Origin of the sequence: Sphingobacterium sp. JUb20 (assembly GCF_004342035.1) — a bacterium.
In the GTDB taxonomy this organism is placed as follows: Bacteria; Bacteroidota; Bacteroidia; order Sphingobacteriales; family Sphingobacteriaceae; genus Sphingobacterium; species Sphingobacterium anhuiense.
On record NZ_SLYV01000028.1, the window covers coordinates 1 to 20356 of the forward strand.

General features: G+C 35.1%; 18 protein-coding genes. 5 read left to right on the forward strand and 13 right to left on the reverse strand.

Going from position 1 to position 20356, the window contains the following annotated elements; genetic code table 11:
- Positions 1–86: 86 nt before the first annotated feature.
- The gene (locus EDF66_RS25520; protein ID WP_132846098.1) at positions 87–566 is read right to left on the reverse strand and encodes a hypothetical protein; all 480 of its coding nucleotides are present in this window, start codon (positions 564–566) and stop codon (positions 87–89) included.
- A 331-nt stretch (positions 567–897) separates the two neighbouring features.
- Here EDF66_RS25520 and EDF66_RS25525 point away from each other — a divergent pair, with 331 nt between their 5' ends.
- On the forward strand, positions 898–1089 hold the full coding sequence (locus tag EDF66_RS25525; protein ID WP_243656145.1) for an ORF6N domain-containing protein: 192 nt from the start codon (positions 898–900) through the stop codon (positions 1087–1089).
- 398 nt (positions 1090–1487) lie between these two features.
- Positions 1488–2147, forward strand: a complete 660-nt coding sequence (locus EDF66_RS25530) for a hypothetical protein (RefSeq protein ID WP_132846100.1) — start codon at positions 1488–1490, stop codon at positions 2145–2147.
- Between the two features lie 140 nt (positions 2148–2287).
- Here EDF66_RS25530 and EDF66_RS25535 read toward each other — a convergent pair whose 3' ends face one another.
- The 9 genes from EDF66_RS25535 to EDF66_RS25580 form a co-directional block, all read right to left on the reverse strand.
- Complete coding sequence (locus EDF66_RS25535) at positions 2288–2479, reverse strand: hypothetical protein (protein ID WP_132846101.1); 192 nt, start codon at positions 2477–2479, stop codon at positions 2288–2290.
- 65 nt (positions 2480–2544) lie between these two features.
- Positions 2545–2652: a hypothetical protein gene (locus tag EDF66_RS26665; RefSeq protein ID WP_409049541.1), complete on the reverse strand. Its 108-nt coding sequence runs from the start codon at positions 2650–2652 to the stop codon at positions 2545–2547.
- A 252-nt stretch (positions 2653–2904) separates the two neighbouring features.
- Positions 2905–4161 carry a type II toxin-antitoxin system HipA family toxin gene (locus tag EDF66_RS25545; protein WP_132846103.1) on the reverse strand — a complete coding sequence of 419 codons (1257 nt, stop codon included), beginning with the start codon at positions 4159–4161 and terminating at the stop codon, positions 2905–2907.
- Positions 4162–4164: 3 nt separating this feature from the next.
- Entirely contained in the window at positions 4165–4455 is a 291-nt protein-coding gene (locus EDF66_RS25550) for a helix-turn-helix domain-containing protein (RefSeq protein ID WP_132846105.1), read from the reverse strand.
- Positions 4456–4688: 233 nt separating this feature from the next.
- Positions 4689–5915 (reverse strand): hypothetical protein, encoded by a 1227-nt coding sequence (locus EDF66_RS25555; RefSeq protein WP_132846107.1) that lies wholly within the window; start codon positions 5913–5915, stop codon positions 4689–4691.
- 491 nt (positions 5916–6406) lie between these two features.
- Positions 6407–7645 (reverse strand): hypothetical protein, encoded by a 1239-nt coding sequence (locus tag EDF66_RS25565; RefSeq protein WP_132846109.1) that lies wholly within the window; start codon positions 7643–7645, stop codon positions 6407–6409.
- Between the two features lie 40 nt (positions 7646–7685).
- Positions 7686–10136: a TonB-dependent receptor gene (locus tag EDF66_RS25570; RefSeq protein ID WP_132846110.1), complete on the reverse strand. Its 2451-nt coding sequence runs from the start codon at positions 10134–10136 to the stop codon at positions 7686–7688.
- Positions 10137–10411: 275 nt separating this feature from the next.
- A complete protein-coding gene (locus EDF66_RS25575) occupies positions 10412–10945 on the reverse strand; it encodes an RNA polymerase sigma factor (RefSeq protein ID WP_132846111.1) in 534 nt (177 codons plus the stop codon).
- 501 nt (positions 10946–11446) lie between these two features.
- Positions 11447–11836, reverse strand: coding sequence for an MmpS family transport accessory protein (locus EDF66_RS25580; protein WP_132846113.1), 390 nt, complete (start codon positions 11834–11836; stop codon positions 11447–11449).
- Between the two features lie 473 nt (positions 11837–12309).
- Here EDF66_RS25580 and EDF66_RS25585 point away from each other — a divergent pair, with 473 nt between their 5' ends.
- The 3 genes from EDF66_RS25585 (at position 12310) to EDF66_RS25595 (ending at position 16516) form a co-directional block, all read left to right on the forward strand.
- Positions 12310–13479, forward strand: coding sequence for a homing endonuclease associated repeat-containing protein (locus EDF66_RS25585; protein WP_132846115.1), 1170 nt, complete (start codon positions 12310–12312; stop codon positions 13477–13479).
- Positions 13480–13602: 123 nt separating this feature from the next.
- Positions 13603–15249, forward strand: a complete 1647-nt coding sequence (locus EDF66_RS25590; protein ID WP_132846117.1) for a gliding motility protein RemB — start codon at positions 13603–13605, stop codon at positions 15247–15249.
- 166 nt (positions 15250–15415) lie between these two features.
- Entirely contained in the window at positions 15416–16516 is a 1101-nt protein-coding gene (locus tag EDF66_RS25595; protein WP_132846119.1) for a nucleotidyltransferase family protein, read from the forward strand.
- Between the two features lie 114 nt (positions 16517–16630).
- Here EDF66_RS25595 and gldN read toward each other — a convergent pair whose 3' ends face one another.
- The 3 genes from gldN to EDF66_RS25610 all read right to left on the reverse strand — a co-directional run bounded on the left by gldN (position 16631) and on the right by EDF66_RS25610 (position 19731).
- A complete protein-coding gene (gene gldN, locus EDF66_RS25600; protein WP_132846121.1) occupies positions 16631–17581 on the reverse strand; it encodes a gliding motility protein GldN in 951 nt (316 codons plus the stop codon).
- Between the two features lie 13 nt (positions 17582–17594).
- The gene (locus tag EDF66_RS25605) at positions 17595–18887 is read right to left on the reverse strand and encodes an SUMF1/EgtB/PvdO family nonheme iron enzyme (RefSeq protein WP_165902529.1); all 1293 of its coding nucleotides are present in this window, start codon (positions 18885–18887) and stop codon (positions 17595–17597) included.
- A gap of 160 nt (positions 18888–19047) precedes the next feature.
- Positions 19048–19731, reverse strand: a complete 684-nt coding sequence (locus EDF66_RS25610) for an outer membrane beta-barrel protein (protein ID WP_132846124.1) — start codon at positions 19729–19731, stop codon at positions 19048–19050.
- Positions 19732–20356: the final 625 nt, after the last annotated feature.

The window sequence follows — 20356 nt, forward strand, 5'->3', positions numbered from 1 at the left end:
TTTCACACCAAAAGATGCGGCCTTTTTTTAATTTTAGCTAATGTAATGGCGAATTACTTTTGCTAAAATCTGTTGATACAAAGTTGCTACTTACAACATTCTACTTGATCCAAAATTTTGTAACAATTAAAATTATAATGGATACTTGTTCCCATAAATTCATTCATATAAGATGAAGGCCTGTAGTTCCTATTATCATCTGTTAAAATAGCAATGGCAGTAATCGGAACCTTATACTTATCATAGACTTTATAATAATAATGGAACATGCGCTCGGCGAGATCTCCCTTCCCCTTACTGGACTGCACTTCGATATGACACAACACATACTTCTCCCCACCATCTTTGAGTTGCACCTTGACCAGTTTATCTACAAAACGAACGCCCTTACCATTGGGCTCCGGTGGAAACAAAGTCTCAAACTCTTTATCCAAATAATCAAATGGTCTACTTAAATCAAAGACATCATCGGCATCTGAAAAGAAAAAACGTAAAAAATGCGCAAAGGTCTGCTCTAAAATAGATTTCCACAGAAGATCGTCGACGCGACTGGATGAATTGCTCATATCAGGATATCATTGGTTATCAAAATGAAGTTAAAAAATAAAATCCACTAAACCAATAAATTTAGTATTAATGCTAAAATATTTATCAGAAAAGTTCTGATCCTAGAATAATTAATGATGTGTAGAATTTGTTTACGAGTAGCTTGCAGGATTATCCGCAGACTTTAGGATTTAACTTATTCACCTAATAACCCGATAACGCTTAAAAACGGTGAGCGTCCAGTAATTGGCTTCTTACCACAATCAGATGAAGAAAATGAGTGTAAAGGTTAAGATATATCTTTACTTTTTCACGATCTTAGATATTGAAAACCAATATATTTAACCAATTATGGCGCAACAAGAAACGCTATCAATACTACCCGAAGAGGTGGTCATGAATAAAATATATGTATTCCGAGGGCATAAAGTAATGCTGGATAGTGATCTCGCAGAATTATATGGAATTGAAACTAAGGTCTTAAAGCAAGCAGTACGAAGAAATATAACCCGTTTCCCTGATGATTTAATTTTAATTGTTTGAAATTTATTGTGAAATTGATTCCCTTAGGAATTTATGTTTGAGTTATTAGAAAATGAATTTGAACTTTGAGGTCATAAATTGTAACCTCAAATCATATAATAGAAGAGGTAACCCCTATTTACCAACGATCTTAAAAGAGCAATGAGTAGCAATGCTTTTTTCTTTATTATTAACAATAAAAATATTCGCTAAGCTCGTTAAATGCACCATTTAAAATTTTAGAAATCATTTAAATTGGGGTGATTGAATGTAATTTAGGAAAGATAGTTATCTTAGAGAAACAAAGAAATATATCAACAGATTACAGATAATATTTTTTAAATTTAATCTTATTGGAAAGTGCTAAATAAAGACCATCAAATAATTTGAGAAGAGACACTCTGTGCAACAGGTTTGCCATGCGTAGCTATTTGCTATTTTTACTTTTGATGCAATTTGGATTACCAGCTTTACCACAGGCTAGACAATCCAGCAGTCCGGTTGTGCCCTCCGCCATTAAGATGGATAAATCCATATTGCGGGCATTACCACAGGCTAAGCAACCCAAGAGTATAGTCTTCTCCACTCGCCCCATTGAGACGAAAAAGAAGCGTTCTATAAGACCTTTGATTATTGATTCGATTTCTCCCTGTTATGTTTTAGATATTGATCCTGAAGAGGAGGAGGGTGTTTTTACAATCACAACGATACCACCCGCACCGAATAAGGGAATAAAAGTTTACCTCCAGCAATTAGCTACAACAATGGGCCTACCTGCAGTTAAACCCAATATAGGTCTAAAATCTGACTCAATCAGTGTTCAGTTTCTTATATTCAAGAATGGTTGGATCGCTGCTTTAACAAGCATAGAACCAAATACCCCTAACCCTGGCCACGGAGTCATACTACATGCTATCAAAAAAAACTCCTGCGTTTGGAGGCCCGCCCTGCAGGCAGGAAGCCCGAGGGTATACCTACTAAAAATGGTGATCTACTACAGCAGGGATGAAAATGGAAATATCCTGTCGTTAGATAATCTTTACTATCGCCCTAGCGCCAACATCGAAAAAAAATCATAACCAAAAAATAGTATTTAAAAAAATGCAGTTTGATAACATTCTGCCTGGTCAAAACTAGCGAACGCCAGTAATAGGATTACCTGTAGCAGATGAAAGAAAAGATAAGGTTCGTGTAATCTGCGAAAGGTGACATTTATTCATTATTCCTTTGGCAAGGTATTTAAAAGTTCTTTCGCTGCAACTTCTTTTATCTCGCCATTAATTTTAACAACTAAGGTCCCATTCTTTTCCGCCGTTTCATGAGCTAATTTAATTAAAGCTTTTTGAATACCCAATCGTACTCGCTCAGAAAAAGAAATATTATCTGCTATTTTGTCAAGTTTATTCAACATGTTCACTTTGCTTTTTAATCGTTAAATACTTCTCAAAATAAGTATGTTAAAGTCCAATAGAAATCTTAACCTTTCCACCTAAGCCCTTCTCTACAATCAAATAAAGTCTTAAGTGTGAGATTACTTCCATTATTTTCAATTTTTGAAATATACTCTCGCCTTTTATCAACCAACTCAGCAAGTTCTAATTGCGTTAAATGCTTTTCTTCACGTGCTTTTTTTATTAATAAACCAATCTGAAATGATGAAAAATCTCTTTCAAGCTCACCTCTTCTCTATGTACCAACCTCACCGTAAATGGTATCTTTAATATCTTTCCAACTTTTAGTTTCCATAACTATCTATTTTTTTCTTCATAATATGATGACATTTATGATAAAGCTTTTTCCTAAATCCCCTTTGTCTTAACCTTAATATTTAGTTATTTAAACTTGTGTTTTAAATGCACTACTCATCAATTCTTTTTCTGCTCTTGATATTCCAATTTTATCTGCGACATTTTCCCATTGACTTACACTTTCCAGTACCTCACTAATGATACTATCCATTTGATTTTGGTCGAGTCTAAAAAACTCACCTACACTTTTAGCAAGATCAAGATCCAACGCATTATTGTCCATGTCAATATTCAATGAAAGGCCATCTTTTTCTACGGAAGGGTTTAAATCATAAGCTGGGGATAAAACCCAGCCGTCATCTGTCAAAATGAAACCGTGATTTCTTAAATGATCGTCCGTATTGGATATCGCTATATTAAAAACAATTCTTCTCCAAAGCTGTTGCAAGTTCTCTTCTACCGCTGTTCCATATGTTTGTATAAATTCAGCTATGTCCAGGTAGCTTGCCGGATTGTCACGAACAGTATCTTCATTATTACCCGTCATGGTCATTGCAGAAGCAAAATGTACGCGATCACCTTTTTCTCGATCGAATCGTTTTGTAAAAAATGTATGGTAATTGCCAGTTATCTTTTCTATTTTGGAAGGAGCCATTTTTATCCCTGCCCCAATAGCCAGTTGATATGACAAAAACTCCCAAGCTCCTTTGTTGAACGTATCATTTTTAGAAGGAAATTTTGCGATCCACAATTCGTTGTTATCATCTAAAATGTTAGCCTTAGGTCTGGCACCTCCCAGTGACGATCCAGGAGCCATTAAAATTGCCAACCACTCCTTAATTTCGTCGTTACTTCCATCATTTTCTAACCGGTCAGCTGCGTGTTGCAGTTCTCTAATGGATGACCAGGGCGGAGTAGGTTTTTGATTATTGTCATCTAAAAAAGGACCATCGATATCCGTTTTAAAGCGTAATGCGCCCATACGGCTCTCGTCATAAACACCCAATAAATAATCGATATCATACAAGACAGGTGCCTTTTCATTTCGCTCTTTCGCGAATTGAGCTTCACGTCTTTTCATCAGTGTACGTCCCCAAGTGTCTGGCATGCTATCTAAAAAAATACCGAAATTTCCTTTGTCATTAGCATATTGTGTTCCGGCGAAAAAATGAATGTCTGGATCCAAAACTTGAAGCTGTTCAGATTTTAACCATATCTTATCATATTCGAAACTGAATGCCTTTTTACCTTTGGCAAAGTGTGCAGCAAGTATCCCTATAAGTTTGGGATCCATCATTCCTTTCCAATGCGCATATACGTATATGTCAAATTTGTTTTGTGCCATTGTCTACTTTAATAATTCGAGATCTTGCAATTTTCTTCCTAAATCATCGTCTGATGCTAATTGCAAGACATCATCTTGTAAACCTAATACTCGGAGCACATTTAGATACGCACCAAATGCGACACTTGTATCTCCTTTTTCAATAAGGTATAAAGTTGAGCGCGCAATTCCAGCCCGCTCTGCAACTTGAATAGTTGTTAGTTTGCGACGCTTTCTTGCAAGTTTTATATTTTCGCCTACTTGCTCCATAAGTTTGGCTAGCCTAGGAAAAACGACTTGTTTCTTGGTACTCATACCTCAATATTGTTTGATATTATAGACAAATTTAATCAATTTGATTGAAATAACAAACATTTATCACGCAATTAGATCCACAACAATCCGATCTTGGGGCAGTGGCGAAGTAAGGAAAAAGTCCACCTTGTCTAATTACTAAATACTAATATCCGGAAAGCTATTGAGCAAAATGGCGTAAATAGGACTGTTACGATTTCATGAGCAAGCCTTGTTTAGGAAAAATAGTAATTTTAATATTCATCTTGATCTCCTGCAATAGACAAATATTTAGATATAAAATCTGCATTTTTAATTTGTTTATTTGTGCGATCAAAGAATTTAGCATATTCAAATAAGGAGGCACAACCTGCCTCTTTGAAAATAGCAAACAGCTTCTCATTCCCTTCAATATCATAATTAATAAAGGCCTCCATAGTATCTATTTTCAAATACTGCGCATCAATTTTATTTATTGCCGTAAGCTCTTTCAGTTTTTCGCCCTCGGGCGTTCCTTCGTTGGTCAATAATAAAAATGTGCGCACAATCCATTTGTCGAGATGATGAGTAACCACAAAATAACCGATCTTATGTCTCCCAGCATAATATGCTAATAGGATATGTGAATTGCGCACGACGGTAGTATGATTTTGCGCAAAAACCAATATGTGACCTAGGTGAATAAAAGCAAGCCCCATGGAAGAAAGACTCCGCTCTTGGTAACGTCTTAGAGCATGGTGTTGTATATAGATAGGTAACTTTTCATGTGTTTCAAAATTCTCAAGGCCTAACTGTTCTGCAGATATCAAAGCTAATTTATTCCAATCAGTACCATTTGGTGGTAGATAGCCTAGACGCGAGATAGGGCGAATGGCATGATCTATTTCCTCTGAAGCAAGTTGATGCGGAACTCTACATAACTGCAACACATTACTACCGCCCGGTTTAATAGTACGTAATTCTGAAAGAATAAATTGAACTGATCCTTTGTAAAAATCAAAGTACTCATAATTGTAAAAGTTCAGATTTGAATAGACCTCCGAAACATTTCTGTTGTACCATTCGCCTTCAAAATAAGGTTTCAATAAAGCTTTAATATCTGTTTCTTTTTTATATTCATTTTCAGGCAGAAAATTAAATACCTGAATAAGAAGTAAGACTTCTGTAAGGAAACTAGCATAACTGATTGATTCACCTGTCATCGTTTTCAGTTGAAATGTCTTTAGTCTGTTATTAAAATCTTCTTTATATTTTTTACGCTCTTTTTCATCAACGATGATTGTATGATCCACTACAATCTTCACCGTAGGATATCTTACATTATAACATTTAAGCAAAGTTGTTTTTGGAATCTTCTCAAAATATCCAGTCCCTATCAATTTTTCCAAGGCTATTCGTAATCTTTCAAAAAAGGCCTTTTGAACCAAAATTTCATTTCCTGCGGGTGATACATATTTTTTAGATACTTTCCTTCTAGCCATTTAAATATAGTTTAATTGAAAATTCGATTAAATAGGTGAGCCTACTGCCTCAAAATATAAGGAGGTTTATTATTAAATTTTAATATAGTGAAATAATATTATATAAAAAAATTAATTAATGAAACTCAGAATTTATGTTTTTACCTAACCATGAAGAATGGGGGAATTTGAAGTCGCAAAATGTGACCTCAAGTTGGGGAGGAAGAAGATCTGCACCAACAATTCTAATGTGATGGTGATCATCCAGAAAATGGATAGTTATGCATACGAAAAAGAATACTTTAAAAGCACAATAGCTTTAAGAATTACATAAACAACAAGAGCCGCTTCAATTTGAAACGGCTCTTATTGTTTAAATGATCTTTATTAGTTGCTAATAACCATAATTATCATTCACGCTTTTCATTTTTCAACTGTTTAAGCTAGAAAACCTAGTTTATATTCCATAACACTAAGAGTAATGAAATATAACAAAGAAAAGTACAGCGGTCTTAATATTTAACTACACCATAAGCAGAAGTAATTCCACCTTTGATTTGAATACCTCTTTTAAATTCGTTTTTATCGGTATCATAGCAAGCTATGTACCACTGAGAATCTACAGTTTTCACAAATACATAAGCTTTACCACCATCGACTAATACGCCATTTGAAGGCACGATCTGAACTTTCCCTAATCCAGAATCATTTAGATTTTTGACCATCACTTTATTATTGATGTCAAAAACATAAGCGCCCAATAATGCTTTCCCATCTTTTAAATAGGTGTGCTGATCCGACTGCTGTCCCATATAACCTTCAGAGAATAAGCTATAATTTGACAAATCAAATGCATAATCTGGATCTATTTCTGTAGTACCAGCCTTCATACGCAATAAAGTGTAATACTTTCCTTCACGGATAGTCGTGAAATAATAATTTCCGCTTTCGTCGAAAAAGCTCGATTTTGTTTGATACCAGGTACCTGTTGTATGTCCATATTTATCATTAGAAGCAATCTTTTGATTTTGTAAACTTGGATAGTCCGCAGTCAGCACATAAGCGACCTGCTTTGCTGGAGCGGCCCACTCAGGTGTTAGATACAAGAATCCCACATAGATTTTACCATTTCTAATTCCTAAACTTGTTGGAGACAACTGAATGGTGGACTTGTCATAAAATTCGTTAGGTTTACCAGCTTTAGCGATTGCAGGAACTTTAAAATTTAATGCCGATTCACCTTTCACAATCATAGTCGCGGTATCGATAATAAATAAACGTTTATCGATCGCTTCTGTAGCAGCATTATATGATGCCGACCAATTGATAAAATTTACGCGTCCATCAACAAATGCCGACTTCATCATCCCCAAATAGTTTCCTGGATTAGACACGACAGCATTTCCTTTTTCGACGATATCACCAGTTGCTACTGAGTATTTAAATACAGCATTACCCTCTGTTATAAAAATATTAGACCCTTCTCTTACCCCGTAAGTTTGATCTATCTTTCCAGTCACGTCAATCCCGAATCCTACAGGAGATACCGATCCTTCTTTCATCAGGTCTTCAACCGGCAAAATATAATCATGTTTTTCTCCCGCAGCTTCCACCTGAATAGTAATACCATATTTTGAAGCTTTAGCTATTTCATCAGGTATTGTATTTGTATTATCAGAAGAGCTTTTACAGGCCGCAAAACTCAAAGCCACACCGGCCATCAGACATGATTTTTTAAAATAAGTATTCATAAAACGCATATTTGTATAGTATATATTGTTAAAATTTAAATTAAAAGATGGACATTCTTAATTTGGTATAGAATGCACGACCTGCTTTTTGCAGTCCAAAATTATCGTAAAGTCTTTCATCGGTAAAGTTTCTAGCTTCCATAGAAATTCCGTATTTATTATGCTTCCAAGAGTAGGAAAGGATTGCAGAATGAACGTCTTGACTGGGAATATATAGTTTTGTCTCTTGAGAAGCCAAATTGTCCCAGCTCATATAAAATTTATGGGTATATTGATTCATATAGGTCAATTCAATCCGGGTTCCTTTTCCTAACCAATCATTTTTCCCAATTGAAACATCCACATTTCCATATAAATAAGGTCTATTTGGCAGTTGTTTGTGTAAGATCGATCCTTCCTTATCAACAGATTCTCCTGTTTGTAATTTCGTTACTATTGCTTTATCATAGCTACCATTCACATTGACCCGAAACAGATCTTTATAGCCGTATTTCGCATCAAACTCGACCCCATATAATCTTGCTCCATCGAGGTTGGAGTATCGATAATAGTTCCCGGCACTGACCATCTGTATATAATTATTGGTGTTGCGCAAGAATGTGGTGACATCTACATTGATAAAATGCTGATCATTAAAATATCCGTTATAAAACATGCCTAGATTGACATTATTGGACTCTTCAGGCTTTAGATCAACATTTGGTAATACATACACGACATTTCCGTATAACTGCTCTACGGAAGGTAATTTATATGACTTCTCAAGCGAGGTTTTGATACCTACATCTTTCTTTAAAAGGTATCTTAAGGTCAAGCCACCACTTTTATAGTCTTTATAGTTATTATACTGGACCACATCTCCTGATATAAGTTTTCCGTCGCTATCGTATTTTCGTTCATCTGCAGTATAGCTATTATCCATCCCATAATATTTAAAGAATACCACAGAACTTAGTTTTTCATCTAACCATTGCCCTTGCCAAGCCAAATTTATCAGGTGTTTGTTTAGACGCTTTGGCCTGCTATTGATTTCTCGATATTCCTCAGTTTTCATCATATCAAAATTCTTTTGCTGATTGGTACTGAGGTTATAGCTCAAATTAATTACTTGCGATTTTTTCTTATTGAGATTATATGAAAAATCTGTTTTTGCAATATAACTTTTGTTTATAATCTGATCATAAGCTTCTTCTTTGAATGTGCCATTGCTTTGCGGTATCCCAGACCAGTAATAGAGATACTTTGCAGTATCACGTACCTCTGTACGGCTATCACCATAGCTCGCAAAAACATCAACATAAAGATCCGGAAGAAATAGGCCATTTTTCCGGTACTGTATACTAGGTGTAAGGAATTTATTTTCGGACCATCGACCACCGTATACCGATTTTATATTTGAGCCCATTTGTATTTCCTTATTATTTTCAGAATAGCTTAGGCCAAAAAGTAATCGATCTGCCCATTTCACATTTTCAAATCCAGCCTCCAATTTTCCCATTCCCGAAGTATAGGCATCATGAAAACGGCGGGCTTTATCTACTTTCACCAATTGATTCTGCACAATTCCAGTTTCCTCATCGACAAATGATTTAAAATATCCATCCAGATTAATACCATATTTGGGATTACTGTACATCATATAATTATTGTCCGAATGGTTAAAAAAAGCATCTGCTTTGACCATCAAGCCGGTTTTGGCATCTCTCATATTTGCGATCAATGATGCTTGGTGTGTGTTGAAAGAACCATATCCATAACTGAAATCAAAAAACTGTTTGTTTCTACGTTTTGTGATAATATTTACAGCACCTCCCAGCACGTCTGTCGGTAAATAGGCCGGCACAACACCTTTATAAACTTCAATACGGTCAACTAAGTTGACCGGAATATTATTCAAGGTCATGGAGCTTCCATAATTTTCCATGGGCACCTCATCAATAAATATTTTCGCATCCAGGCCATTAATTTTAAACGAGAAATCCGATCCCATTCCACCATTTTCACGAATAGTTACTCCAGGAGATCGTCTTAATAATTGGTTCAGATCTGCAACCTTATCTACTTGTGTAGTCAGGTCAATGACATTGACAGCATAGCCCGATTGTTTTATTTCTTGTACCTTTCGCTGGTTTAAGCTTTGTCCAACCACAGAAACCTCCTCGAGTGATTTCTCATCACGGCGCAACTGGAAATCCAAAAAGGAATTTTCATTAGTGGAAAGATTTAAGGTTTTCGTTTCCGAATGGTAACCGACACTTGATACGCGTACATTTAAATTAGAGTTTTTTAATTTTAAGAATTGATAGGATCCATCCACATCACTTGTCGTACCCTTATCCAATTCCCTTATATAGATAGTCGCCCCAGAGATAGGTTTTCCAAAAGTATCTTTTACGTAACCAGAAAGATTAAACGTTTCTATTTTTTGTGCACATAGCAAAAGAGAGATGTGTAAAAAAAATACTGTTAAAAATAATTGTTTAGATTGCATTTACTGTTTTATTATCACTTTAAAAGGTTCTTAATTTTTCAAACCTCCATATTAAAAACACCTCACTCAGTAATCTCATTACTATAATATCAGCATCTAAGCTATCTTTTTAGCTGAGTTCTTGAATAGCACATTGCATATTCTTGTTCATTATCATAAGAAGAAAAAGGATGTCTGTTGAGGATTACATATGAACATCCATAGTACTAAGTGTAGTTTTAATACAAAATGTCCCGATTTATTTATACTAAATATAAATAAGAAAATTAAAGTGCTTAAAAACCGACTTTTTTAAGGTTTACCCTTACCGATTTTAAACAGATAGAGAGCTTATTACGAATTGTTTTCTCGGAAAGATCCAGAGCAGATGCAATTGCATTATTGTCCAGCCCATCTTTAAATTTAAGTACAAACAGATCTTTACTTTTGGAAGGAAGTTTTGTAATGATTTCATCTAGTCGCTGATGTAAATCTTTATACAGGATGTCTTGATCGGATTCCTGATCACCGATAATATCAACATCACTAAGATTCGTATTATCGTCTATATTAAGTCTTTTTTTGATTTCATGGAAAGCAGTATATTTTACTGCTCTTTTTAGGTAAACTTCGAGATTGTCAATTTGACGTTGATGTCTTTTATCCCATAAGGATACAAACACTTGTTGAACAATATCCTGAGCCAAAGATCTATCATGAACAATATTGATTGCATATTGTAATACCTGATCCCAGTAGTATATATAAATCAATTCAAACTTCTTTTCATCAATTGATTTACAACAAATTAATTCATTCTTATCGTTCATAGCATTTCATATGCTCGACAAATTTAACTTAATTTAGATAGAATCCAAATAAGAAATAATCAACTGATTTATTTAACGTTAATCCAATGCTTTTTTAGCATTATAGATTTGAATGATTAATTCCAGAATTTAAATCTATATTTAAATGAATCACCCTATAAATTTAATTGTATTTATATCTATGAATTCTGCGCATTGGAAATAGCTTTCGGCATAAAAGCACATATATTTTTCGACTACCTCAATGTAGATTGTTAGTTTCCAGTTATTAGCTTAATTATTTGCAGTTAATAAAAAGGCATAATAACTACTGATCTCATTACATCTACTATAGATAAACTTTCCAAAGGTAATTTAAGTATTTGAACAACATATTAGTCTAGAATCAAATACACGAACATAAAGAAGACCAAATGGGTGAAACATTCGGTCTTCTTATTATCATACTATATCAAACTTATTATACCTTAGATAAGGTAAATAATAGTTTTTGTGCGAAATTTATTTCAACGATACATTAGTTGTCAATATCTTCCCTGTTGACACTGGGTTTTCTTTGACCACTTTTCCATCAATTAATATCTGCGCTTTTAAAGTAGATTGGTCAGATGGTCCAACAGCATTTGCACTGATCATCGTAGTTTCTTCATTGTTTGTCACAATTTCGCTTGTCCATGTAGAACCAAAATCACCTGTTTTAGTCACAACAGAATTATCAGAATAATAGACAATTGTTGAAATATTAACTCCCTCTGAAGCAACCAGCTTGTACTGAACTTTCGCTTTTCCACCTTCTGGAGCAGGATCATCTTTATCACTACAGCCTGTTAAAGAAAATGTTGTAGCACCAACCAATAGTGTTAGTAAAAATAAATTTTTAAGATTTTTCATATATTTAATTTTAAATCAATCTAGGCTTTTACAATTTTCGTGCCTAGGAGATTTTACTATCTTTTTAAAATCATATTTAGCTGTTAAGATTACTGATCCACTACAGCAGGGATGATAAGGGAAATATCCTGTCGTTAGATAATCTTTACTATCGTCCTAGCGCAAACATCCAAAAAAAATCAAAACCCCAAAATAGTATTTAGAAAAAACGCAGTTTGGTGGCATGCCTGCCAAAGCATCTAGTAATCTTCTAACCACCTCACCTTTTAGTCATCTCAACTTTACCGTAAAAAAAAGTCTATCTTGTCTAATTACTTAATACTATAATCTAATTACTATAGAGTAACCAACAAACCTTTTAATTATCTAAATTCTAACCATTACACAGTAACATTTCATTTTAATAAAGAAAAATATTATCTTTAATATTCACAATTATCACCTTATTCCAATAACTAATATTTCTAGACGATTTGAATCCTACACAAGAAGAAATCATCGCAGACGCATTTTCGATCGTAAAAGAGTTTTACAATAAAAACGGTAGAACACCTGTTCGCCGTGAAATGGAACACATCAATACCATAGCCCGACGCTATTTCGGTACCTGGAACAACTTTATTGCAGTTGCAGGACTACAACCTCATATCCAAAAAACCGAAGCTATCGTCAAAGCTGAACTATTTGCGCTGATGCATGAATTCTATCAAGCGAATAAGCGCATCCCTATGCGCAGAGAATTTTCTTCAAAATCGGGAAGCATCATAAAATATTTTGGATCCTGGAATAAATTTATCATCGCAGCAGGATACGATGCAAATGATCGACGGATTCCTTCAAAAGGAAAGCTGAAAAACTCGTTGGTCCGTTATTACATCAAACACCGGCGGTCACCTGCGATCTCAGAATGTCTAAAAAGTAATGGGCTTTATAATGATCGGTCTTATTTGACCCATTTTAATGTCAGCACCTGGGCAGATGTATTGGAATATGTTGGGTTACCACCATACTACCGGATCACCACGATGACCGAGGAAGAAGCGAAAGAAAACGTTATTAAACTGATCAAAAAGCACCGGATTAAATATGTAAAAGATTATCAACGTTTAAAACCGGAAAACTATCCTTCGGCATGGTACGTTAAGGAAAAATTTGGTTGGAACAATCTATGTTACATGGCTGGGACGAAAATCCCGTTAACGAAATTCAGTATAAAAGATCATTACCTTCTCCTGGCCAAGACATTAGGAAGAACGCCCACAGTAAAAGAACTTGAAACTAAAATGGGTATGACTTCCGGTGCGATGACCTGGAAGCTTAATCAACCTTTAAATGATTTTATTCATTCCATTGGCCAAATTCCAAGCAACAAGACACCTGAGCGCTGCAAGCTCAGCAAAAAACAATTGGCCGAGCATTACAGGACAAAAAGTATCCTACATGGCGTTGAAAATGGTATCCCCCGTAGTAAGCTGCTAGAACTGACCGGATACTCCAGGGAAGTTTATGAAAAGCGGTTTCATTGCATGGGCGGCCTCCGCCTGGTGTGCGGTTTTAAATTAAATGCCAAAGGTCAACGGCACTATACAGAAGAGGAATTACGCAACATCTTAAATAAACCTAAATATGTCAGACAACGTTAAATACAAGACATGTAAAATAAATTTTTCACTAAATCCATATCCTACCCAATTAATAAACAGGTAAAATCTTAATTTTGCTGCTGTGGTATAAAATTTGTTATCTCCACTGTTTTATAAAATCTCATGAAGAAAAATTTTTTATTGAAATTTATAGGCTTAGTAGTTTCGTTTATAATTACAATTATTGGTAAAAACGAAGTTAAGGCACAAATCAAAAATCAGCCTTACTCTTACCAGTTTTCTCAAAAAATGAATAACGTTTTGTATTCTCCAGAAACACGTTTACATACATCATCCAAACCATTTATATATTCAGACGAATTATTGCTAAAGTTTGATTCTATTCAATCAAATCAGACAGTAACTTCCGACAACTGGCTGATGCGTAAGCTTTTCAACGAACATCTGATTCAAGTCGAAAAAGATGATTACAGTCTATATGCTGACTTTCTACCCGAAGTAACAGTCGGAAAAGATGCGTTAGGAGATAAAAGAAGAACCTCGATAAATTCTTTAGGATTTCAAGTTGGTGCAACCGTAGGAAATAAATTATCTTTTTACACTAATTTCACAACAAATAGAGCAGTATTTCCTCAGTATTTAGATGAATATATAAATAACAACAAGATAGTTCCCGGACAAGGAACTAGCAATTTTGGCTCGGGAAATAAAAAAGATTGGAGCAATACCACGGCTAGTCTGACTTATGCATTTAGTAAATATTTTCAGGCAACTGCAGCTTTCGATAAAAACTTCATTGGTGATGGTTACCGCTCAATGTTATTATCAGATTTCTCCTCTAATTATACCCATTTAAAACTTACAGGTAAAATTGGAAATGTTCAGTATACTTCCGTATGGGCATATATGAACGATCCAACCAATAAACTTTCAGATCCAATGTATGCAACAAATAGTTATGGTGATGGTAAGAAATGGGGAGTATTTCAGTACATAGACTATAATGCAACAAACCGCTTTTCAATAGGCTTTTTTCAAGCAATCACTTGGGCAAATCGTGACGCGGCTGGTACAAGAGGATTCGATTTCACATATATCAATCCAATCATATTTCTACGTCCTGTAGAATCGAATAATTCGACTTCTCCAGATAAAATGTTTTTAGGTTTGAATTCTAAATACACACTGTTCAAAAACATTACTGCATATGGTCAATTCTTGCTTGGAGAATTTTCGGCTAAAGAATTTTTTGGAGGAAATGGTTATGCTCATAATAAATGGGGGGCACAGTTAGGAGTAAGAGGTTATGATATGTTGAAGGTTAAGAATTTAAATTTTTTACTGGAATATAATACAGCTAGACCCTACACTTATGCACATTTTAACTCCGGTTCAAACTACAGTAATAATGCAGAACCTTTAGCGCATCCTTTAGAAGCGAATTTTAGAGAAATTATAGGTTTAGCTAATTATGCATGGAAGAGATTTGACTTTTCTGCTCAGCTAAATTATAATCAAAAGGGTTTAGATCTTGCGGATGGAACAAATATGGGTGGAAATATATTTCAATCTTATAATACAATTCCCAACCAGTATGGTAACCATATCGCTCAAGGCATTAAAAGCCAAGTGGTTTATGCCGATGCTAAGGTTGCATATGTCCTCAATCCTAAATATAATTTAAGATTTGAAGTAGGGTATACACAACGTTATCAAAAAACTCATTACGATACACCTACTACAAACAAGTCTGGGGTCTTTAATATTGGTATTCGATCTAGTTTTAAATCCATGTATAGTGATTTCTAACTTTTAATATTAAAATAAAGGATATTCTGCCGACCTTCTTTGGAAATAGAAGCACTTATTGGCAAATTATCATGAGAGAATTTTTAAGATTAATACTTATCTTCTAAATTATTAAGAAAGCAGTAAAAAATAGTTATTTTTGAGATCAATAATACTTTAAAAGTAGATGGACAATAGACTTAAAGATATTTTTTTTCAATTATTACGCATCGGACTCTGGGGTAAGGAATCGTTAGTACTTGAATCACCATTATCTGAAACAGATTGGCAACAAATACGTTCATATGCTATAAGTCATACTGTCGATGGATTAATTTATGATAGTTTCTCTTATCTGCAGGATAATCAATTACCACCACAATCAATTCGAATAAAATGGACTGTCCGAGTCGATCAAATCGAGCGACATAATAAGAAAATGAATGAAGTCTTGGTTGCTCAATATACTTCTTTCATCAAACAGGGGCTTCAACCAATTTTACAGAAAGGACAAGGCATTGCTGCTTGCTATAAGGTACCCCTTCATCGCGTTTCAGGTGATATTGATTGGTATTTTGAAAAAAATGGGTATGCAAAAGCTAGAGCAATAGTTCAAGAGAAAAAATTAAATGTAAGAGATACAGCAGGTTTTAGTTTAGATTATGATTGGAATGGGATCCATATTGAACACCACAAAAAACTTTTTGATATTGGAAATCCTTTCAAATATAATTACTTACAAAAATTACAAGAAAAGTATCGCCATCGTCAACAAGAGCTTATAATAAATGGAGTTCCCATTAAATTATTAGCACATGAACTGCAAGTTTTTCAAGTTAATGCACATATTCTAAAACATTTAATATTTTTCGGAATAGGTCTGCGACAAATATGCGACTCTGCACGTTTATACCAGACTGTTGCTTCACAAATTAATACTGAAGAATTAAAAAAAATATATAAGGATACAGGAATATTAGGGTGGATACATCTACTCCATGTTATTTTAGTCAAATATATGGGGCTAGAGAAAAAAATGCTTCCTTTTCCGTATCCCGAACATTTGGATGCTGATTGGATGATGGAAGAAATCTGGCAGTCCGGTAACTTTGGTTTTCACGATAAACGATTTGAGGACGGACCAATAACTCCAGTATCTTTACAACCAGACGGAACTTACCGATTGTGGGCCAGTTTCAAAATGTATTTTAAATATGCACCACTAGAAGCTTTTTTCTACCCTGTTATGCAAGCCTATTCTCGATTCCTTGGTAAGGATAAAGATTAAAGCAATTTCTTGAAAAACTCTTTATTATTTTGCAAAATGGAATCTAATAAAACATAAAAAAGCATTCTCAAAAATTGAGAATGCTTTTTTTATGATAACAATATTAAGCTGCGCTTATTTTTTCTTTACTTTTTTCTGTTTCTGAGCATTCGGAATAAACTCTTCCAAGTTTTCTTCTTTCACCCCTTTAGGACTTGTCCACAGTTTCTTTTTATATGCATCGATCTTTTGTTCAATCTGCTGTGCATCTTGTGCCTGCTGTGCTTCATCACCCAATTTCAAAGCTCCAGCAGATGATTCACGGATGATGGTACTTGCATACTTCTTTTGAACGAATAAATCATCCATCGTCATATCGTATAGACCTTTATCCGGATCTGTAATATCAACTTTAACCAGACTGTAACGTAACTGCGGGAAATACAACCAAAATGCAGGTGTAGAACCAACCGATTCCGCAAGTTCAGCCGAAGTGGTGATATTCATTAGCGGAGCAACGCCGATAATACGGCTTTCCAAACGGCTACGCTGTTTATCAAAGAAGATATCTTCTTTAATACGAAATTTTGTTACGCGGGTAGGATCAAATTCATTTAAAGTCATCTTTGAATCGATCTGGTTTCCCTCATCATCAAAAATTGGAACCAGCACACTATCCGTAAAACGGGCCATACCTTCGTTGGCACTCATTCTACCTTTAAAAGAATCATCATCAGGACTGTAAAGAGACAACTTGCCCGTTTCGATAGATTTCATAATGATCTCCATTAATGAATTTCCAGGAGTAGCAAGCAATGCATTTTTTTCATCTTTCAGATCAATATCACGCCACACTCGCTTATAAAAGCGAATATTCTTCATGTTAATCTCTGGATATGCGAAAGGAACCGCATCTTCCAGATTATTGGCCTGATAAAAACCATCCGTTGTCGGTATGGTATCCATTAAAACTTCTCCTTGTACGGCAGTTGTAACCTGTTGCGATTTCAAACTGTCCGGAATTTCTTGTTGCGCAAAGACCGGTACAAATCCTAAAGCCATTGCCATTGTTATAAATATCTTCATCTGAATTTATATTTTAAAATTTTCTAGTCTTACTTTGGATCGTTGGCATCTCAAATGCCGACATCACGCAACGGAAACCGATGTAAGAGTGCGGCTCATAATCCACCGAATAATTACGGGTATCCGTATTCAATTGCTCACCATTATCTTTCCATGAACCACCACGTACGACCTTTCTTTTCAGTGCATCCGCATCTTTTTCATCTGCATCATACAAAAGAGCAGGATTTAAATCGTTCACAAAAACCATTGCAGAAGGACTAAAAGCATCCAATGTCCATTCAGACACATTCCCTGCCATATTATAGATTCCAAAAGCATTTGGCGTATAAGACTTTACCGGAAGGGTGAAAGTTGCCCCATCACGAGAATAGGTACCATCCCCCTGCTTAAAGTTTACTGCAAGCTTTTCTTTACCTTCAGATCCATCAATTGTCATGCGTTTCGTTGACGAAGTATCACGGGGGTCCAATTTACCTTCAGCCGCATACTGCCATTGGGCTTCTGTAGGAAGACTCAAAGTCAATTGGTAACCACTCAAATACGAGTTTTTCATTAAAGTCGCCATGATCTCTTTACCTCTCCAGTCTGTAAAAGCACGAGCCTGTCTCCAGGTCACACCCACTACCGGATAATAATCAAAAGATTGATGAGTAAAATAATTGACATCAAGGGAAGCAAGCTGTGCATTTGGGAAATCAGAAGACCAGATTTCTTCTACCGGCATCACTGGAACCGTATCGGTCACATATACCTTTTTAATATTCCCCTTTGTCTTTTGATAAGAAAAACGGTAGCGTAATACCTCTGGATTTAAAGTGCGCTGAGAGCCTCTCATTTCGAGCATTGGTGCTAAGCGCTCACGGATAGTAGGATCATTGCTTTTCCAAATAGGGGAAGCCTTCTTTACCTTTTTCCAGTCAATTCTTCTTTCCTCTCCCTGTTCGCCAGTATTTAAGAAGTACTGATCATCATTCAGGTAATCGGTTACGGCGATTGAATCCGCTACCCAGTTGATAAATTCACGATATTGTTTATTGGTCACTTCTGTTTCGTCGATAAAAAAAGCACTTAAGCTTACATTTTTACCCGTGTCGGCAGTGTCAAGAGAGCTTTTGAAAAGTATAGTCCCAGAAGGTACATAAACCATTCCCGGAGGCGCTGGCATTTCGCCTGCACGAAACGCCGCAACTTTAGGCGCTTTATATATAGATGAGCTTGATTTACAAGCCTGCATAGACACTAAAACTGCTATAATAAACAGCCCGAATGTAAATGTCGGATAGTGTTTTCTCATTTTATTCATGTGCATATAATTATTACATGAGCTCGCAAGCTCGGTTAGTTTTTTAATAGGTCATATGGAATATCCAAACTATATGCATTCGTATTTGTGAATTCTGTACTACATGGATATTTCATAATTGCGGTTGTTATTATTTATAGTAGAGTAAGTTTAAATCAAATTAGTTACGGTTGAAAAAGGCATATTTTACACCAACAGTCATCACTCCGTATTGATCATTACTTTTGTTTATGATACCATCGATGTTATCATTGAAACTTAATCCGTGCTGATAGTTTACATTTATAGCCCACTTAGGACCATATAAGGTGCGTCCAAAAGGAATATCCAAACCAACATTTAAAGGAACAACAAAGTGAATACCTGATCGGTCTTCAGCGATCTCTCCTCCTATATTGGCTATAGCTTCTCTGTACTCACTACTAAAATCTGTTGAAATCCGATTTTTCATCAATCCAGCACCAGCCCCGATATAAACATTTGATAAGATACGTTGAAACGTACTTGCTCCCAAAGTATAATAACTGTAATTATCGGGCAGATCCATAAATTGACCTAATCTTAACTTTGCGTTCACGTTACCTGCATAGTAGCTATTCTTGTAGGAATTCTCCCTACTCTCACCCGTTAATTCACCTTTTTGCGCCTGCAATCCGACAGATACAAATGGGCTTAACAAATAGTCCCCTTCTCCGTACCAAGCAAAATTTACTTTTGAATTCTTCAGATCTGTCAAGCCATAAGAAACTCCTGCACCAGCACCTATACTGATAGGACGGGAAAACTGGGCTGAAGCAGTCGCAAGACAGCCTGACATAATAAGGGTAAAAAATAGTTTTTTCATTGTATAAGTTGATTTGTTATATTTTTTTAGGTTGTAGGGAATACTCAGAGATGTAAAAATTTGGAACTATTTCATGATATTTGAAAATACCATTTAGTAAAATCCAACAATCAAAGAAAATATCCCTTTTATCATGTTGAATCAGTACAACTTTAAAAAAGCGATCTATTTGATATTTGCTTAGGCCTCTCAGATTTTTTGTTCGTATAATCATCCTAGTTATAAACGTATTTTTTGGTCACATTGTTGTTGCAATCACAAGAATAGTATGTTAACCAGCTATTGTTTTTCATGATGGTTCTTATACAATCTTTGAGCCAAATAAATAATTTGTACAATTATATTTTACAATGACGGAAATTATTCAAGCTCAAATCAAAAAAACAAATGGGGAGAGCTATATTTGGCGTTATATAAATAAACACAGAATATTAGATTTTCCTATATCATTTTAATCAAATTGTAAGTGTGTAAGTACCCCATTTTTCCTACAGCTAGAATTGGACTTTTCTAATTTACGTTACTAATTTATTTATTTGTTGTTTGTGTCTAATATTTTTTGATAATTCCGTTGGTGTAAGATTGCCAAGTCCTTCGTGAGGCCTGTTGTTATTATATTCATGCA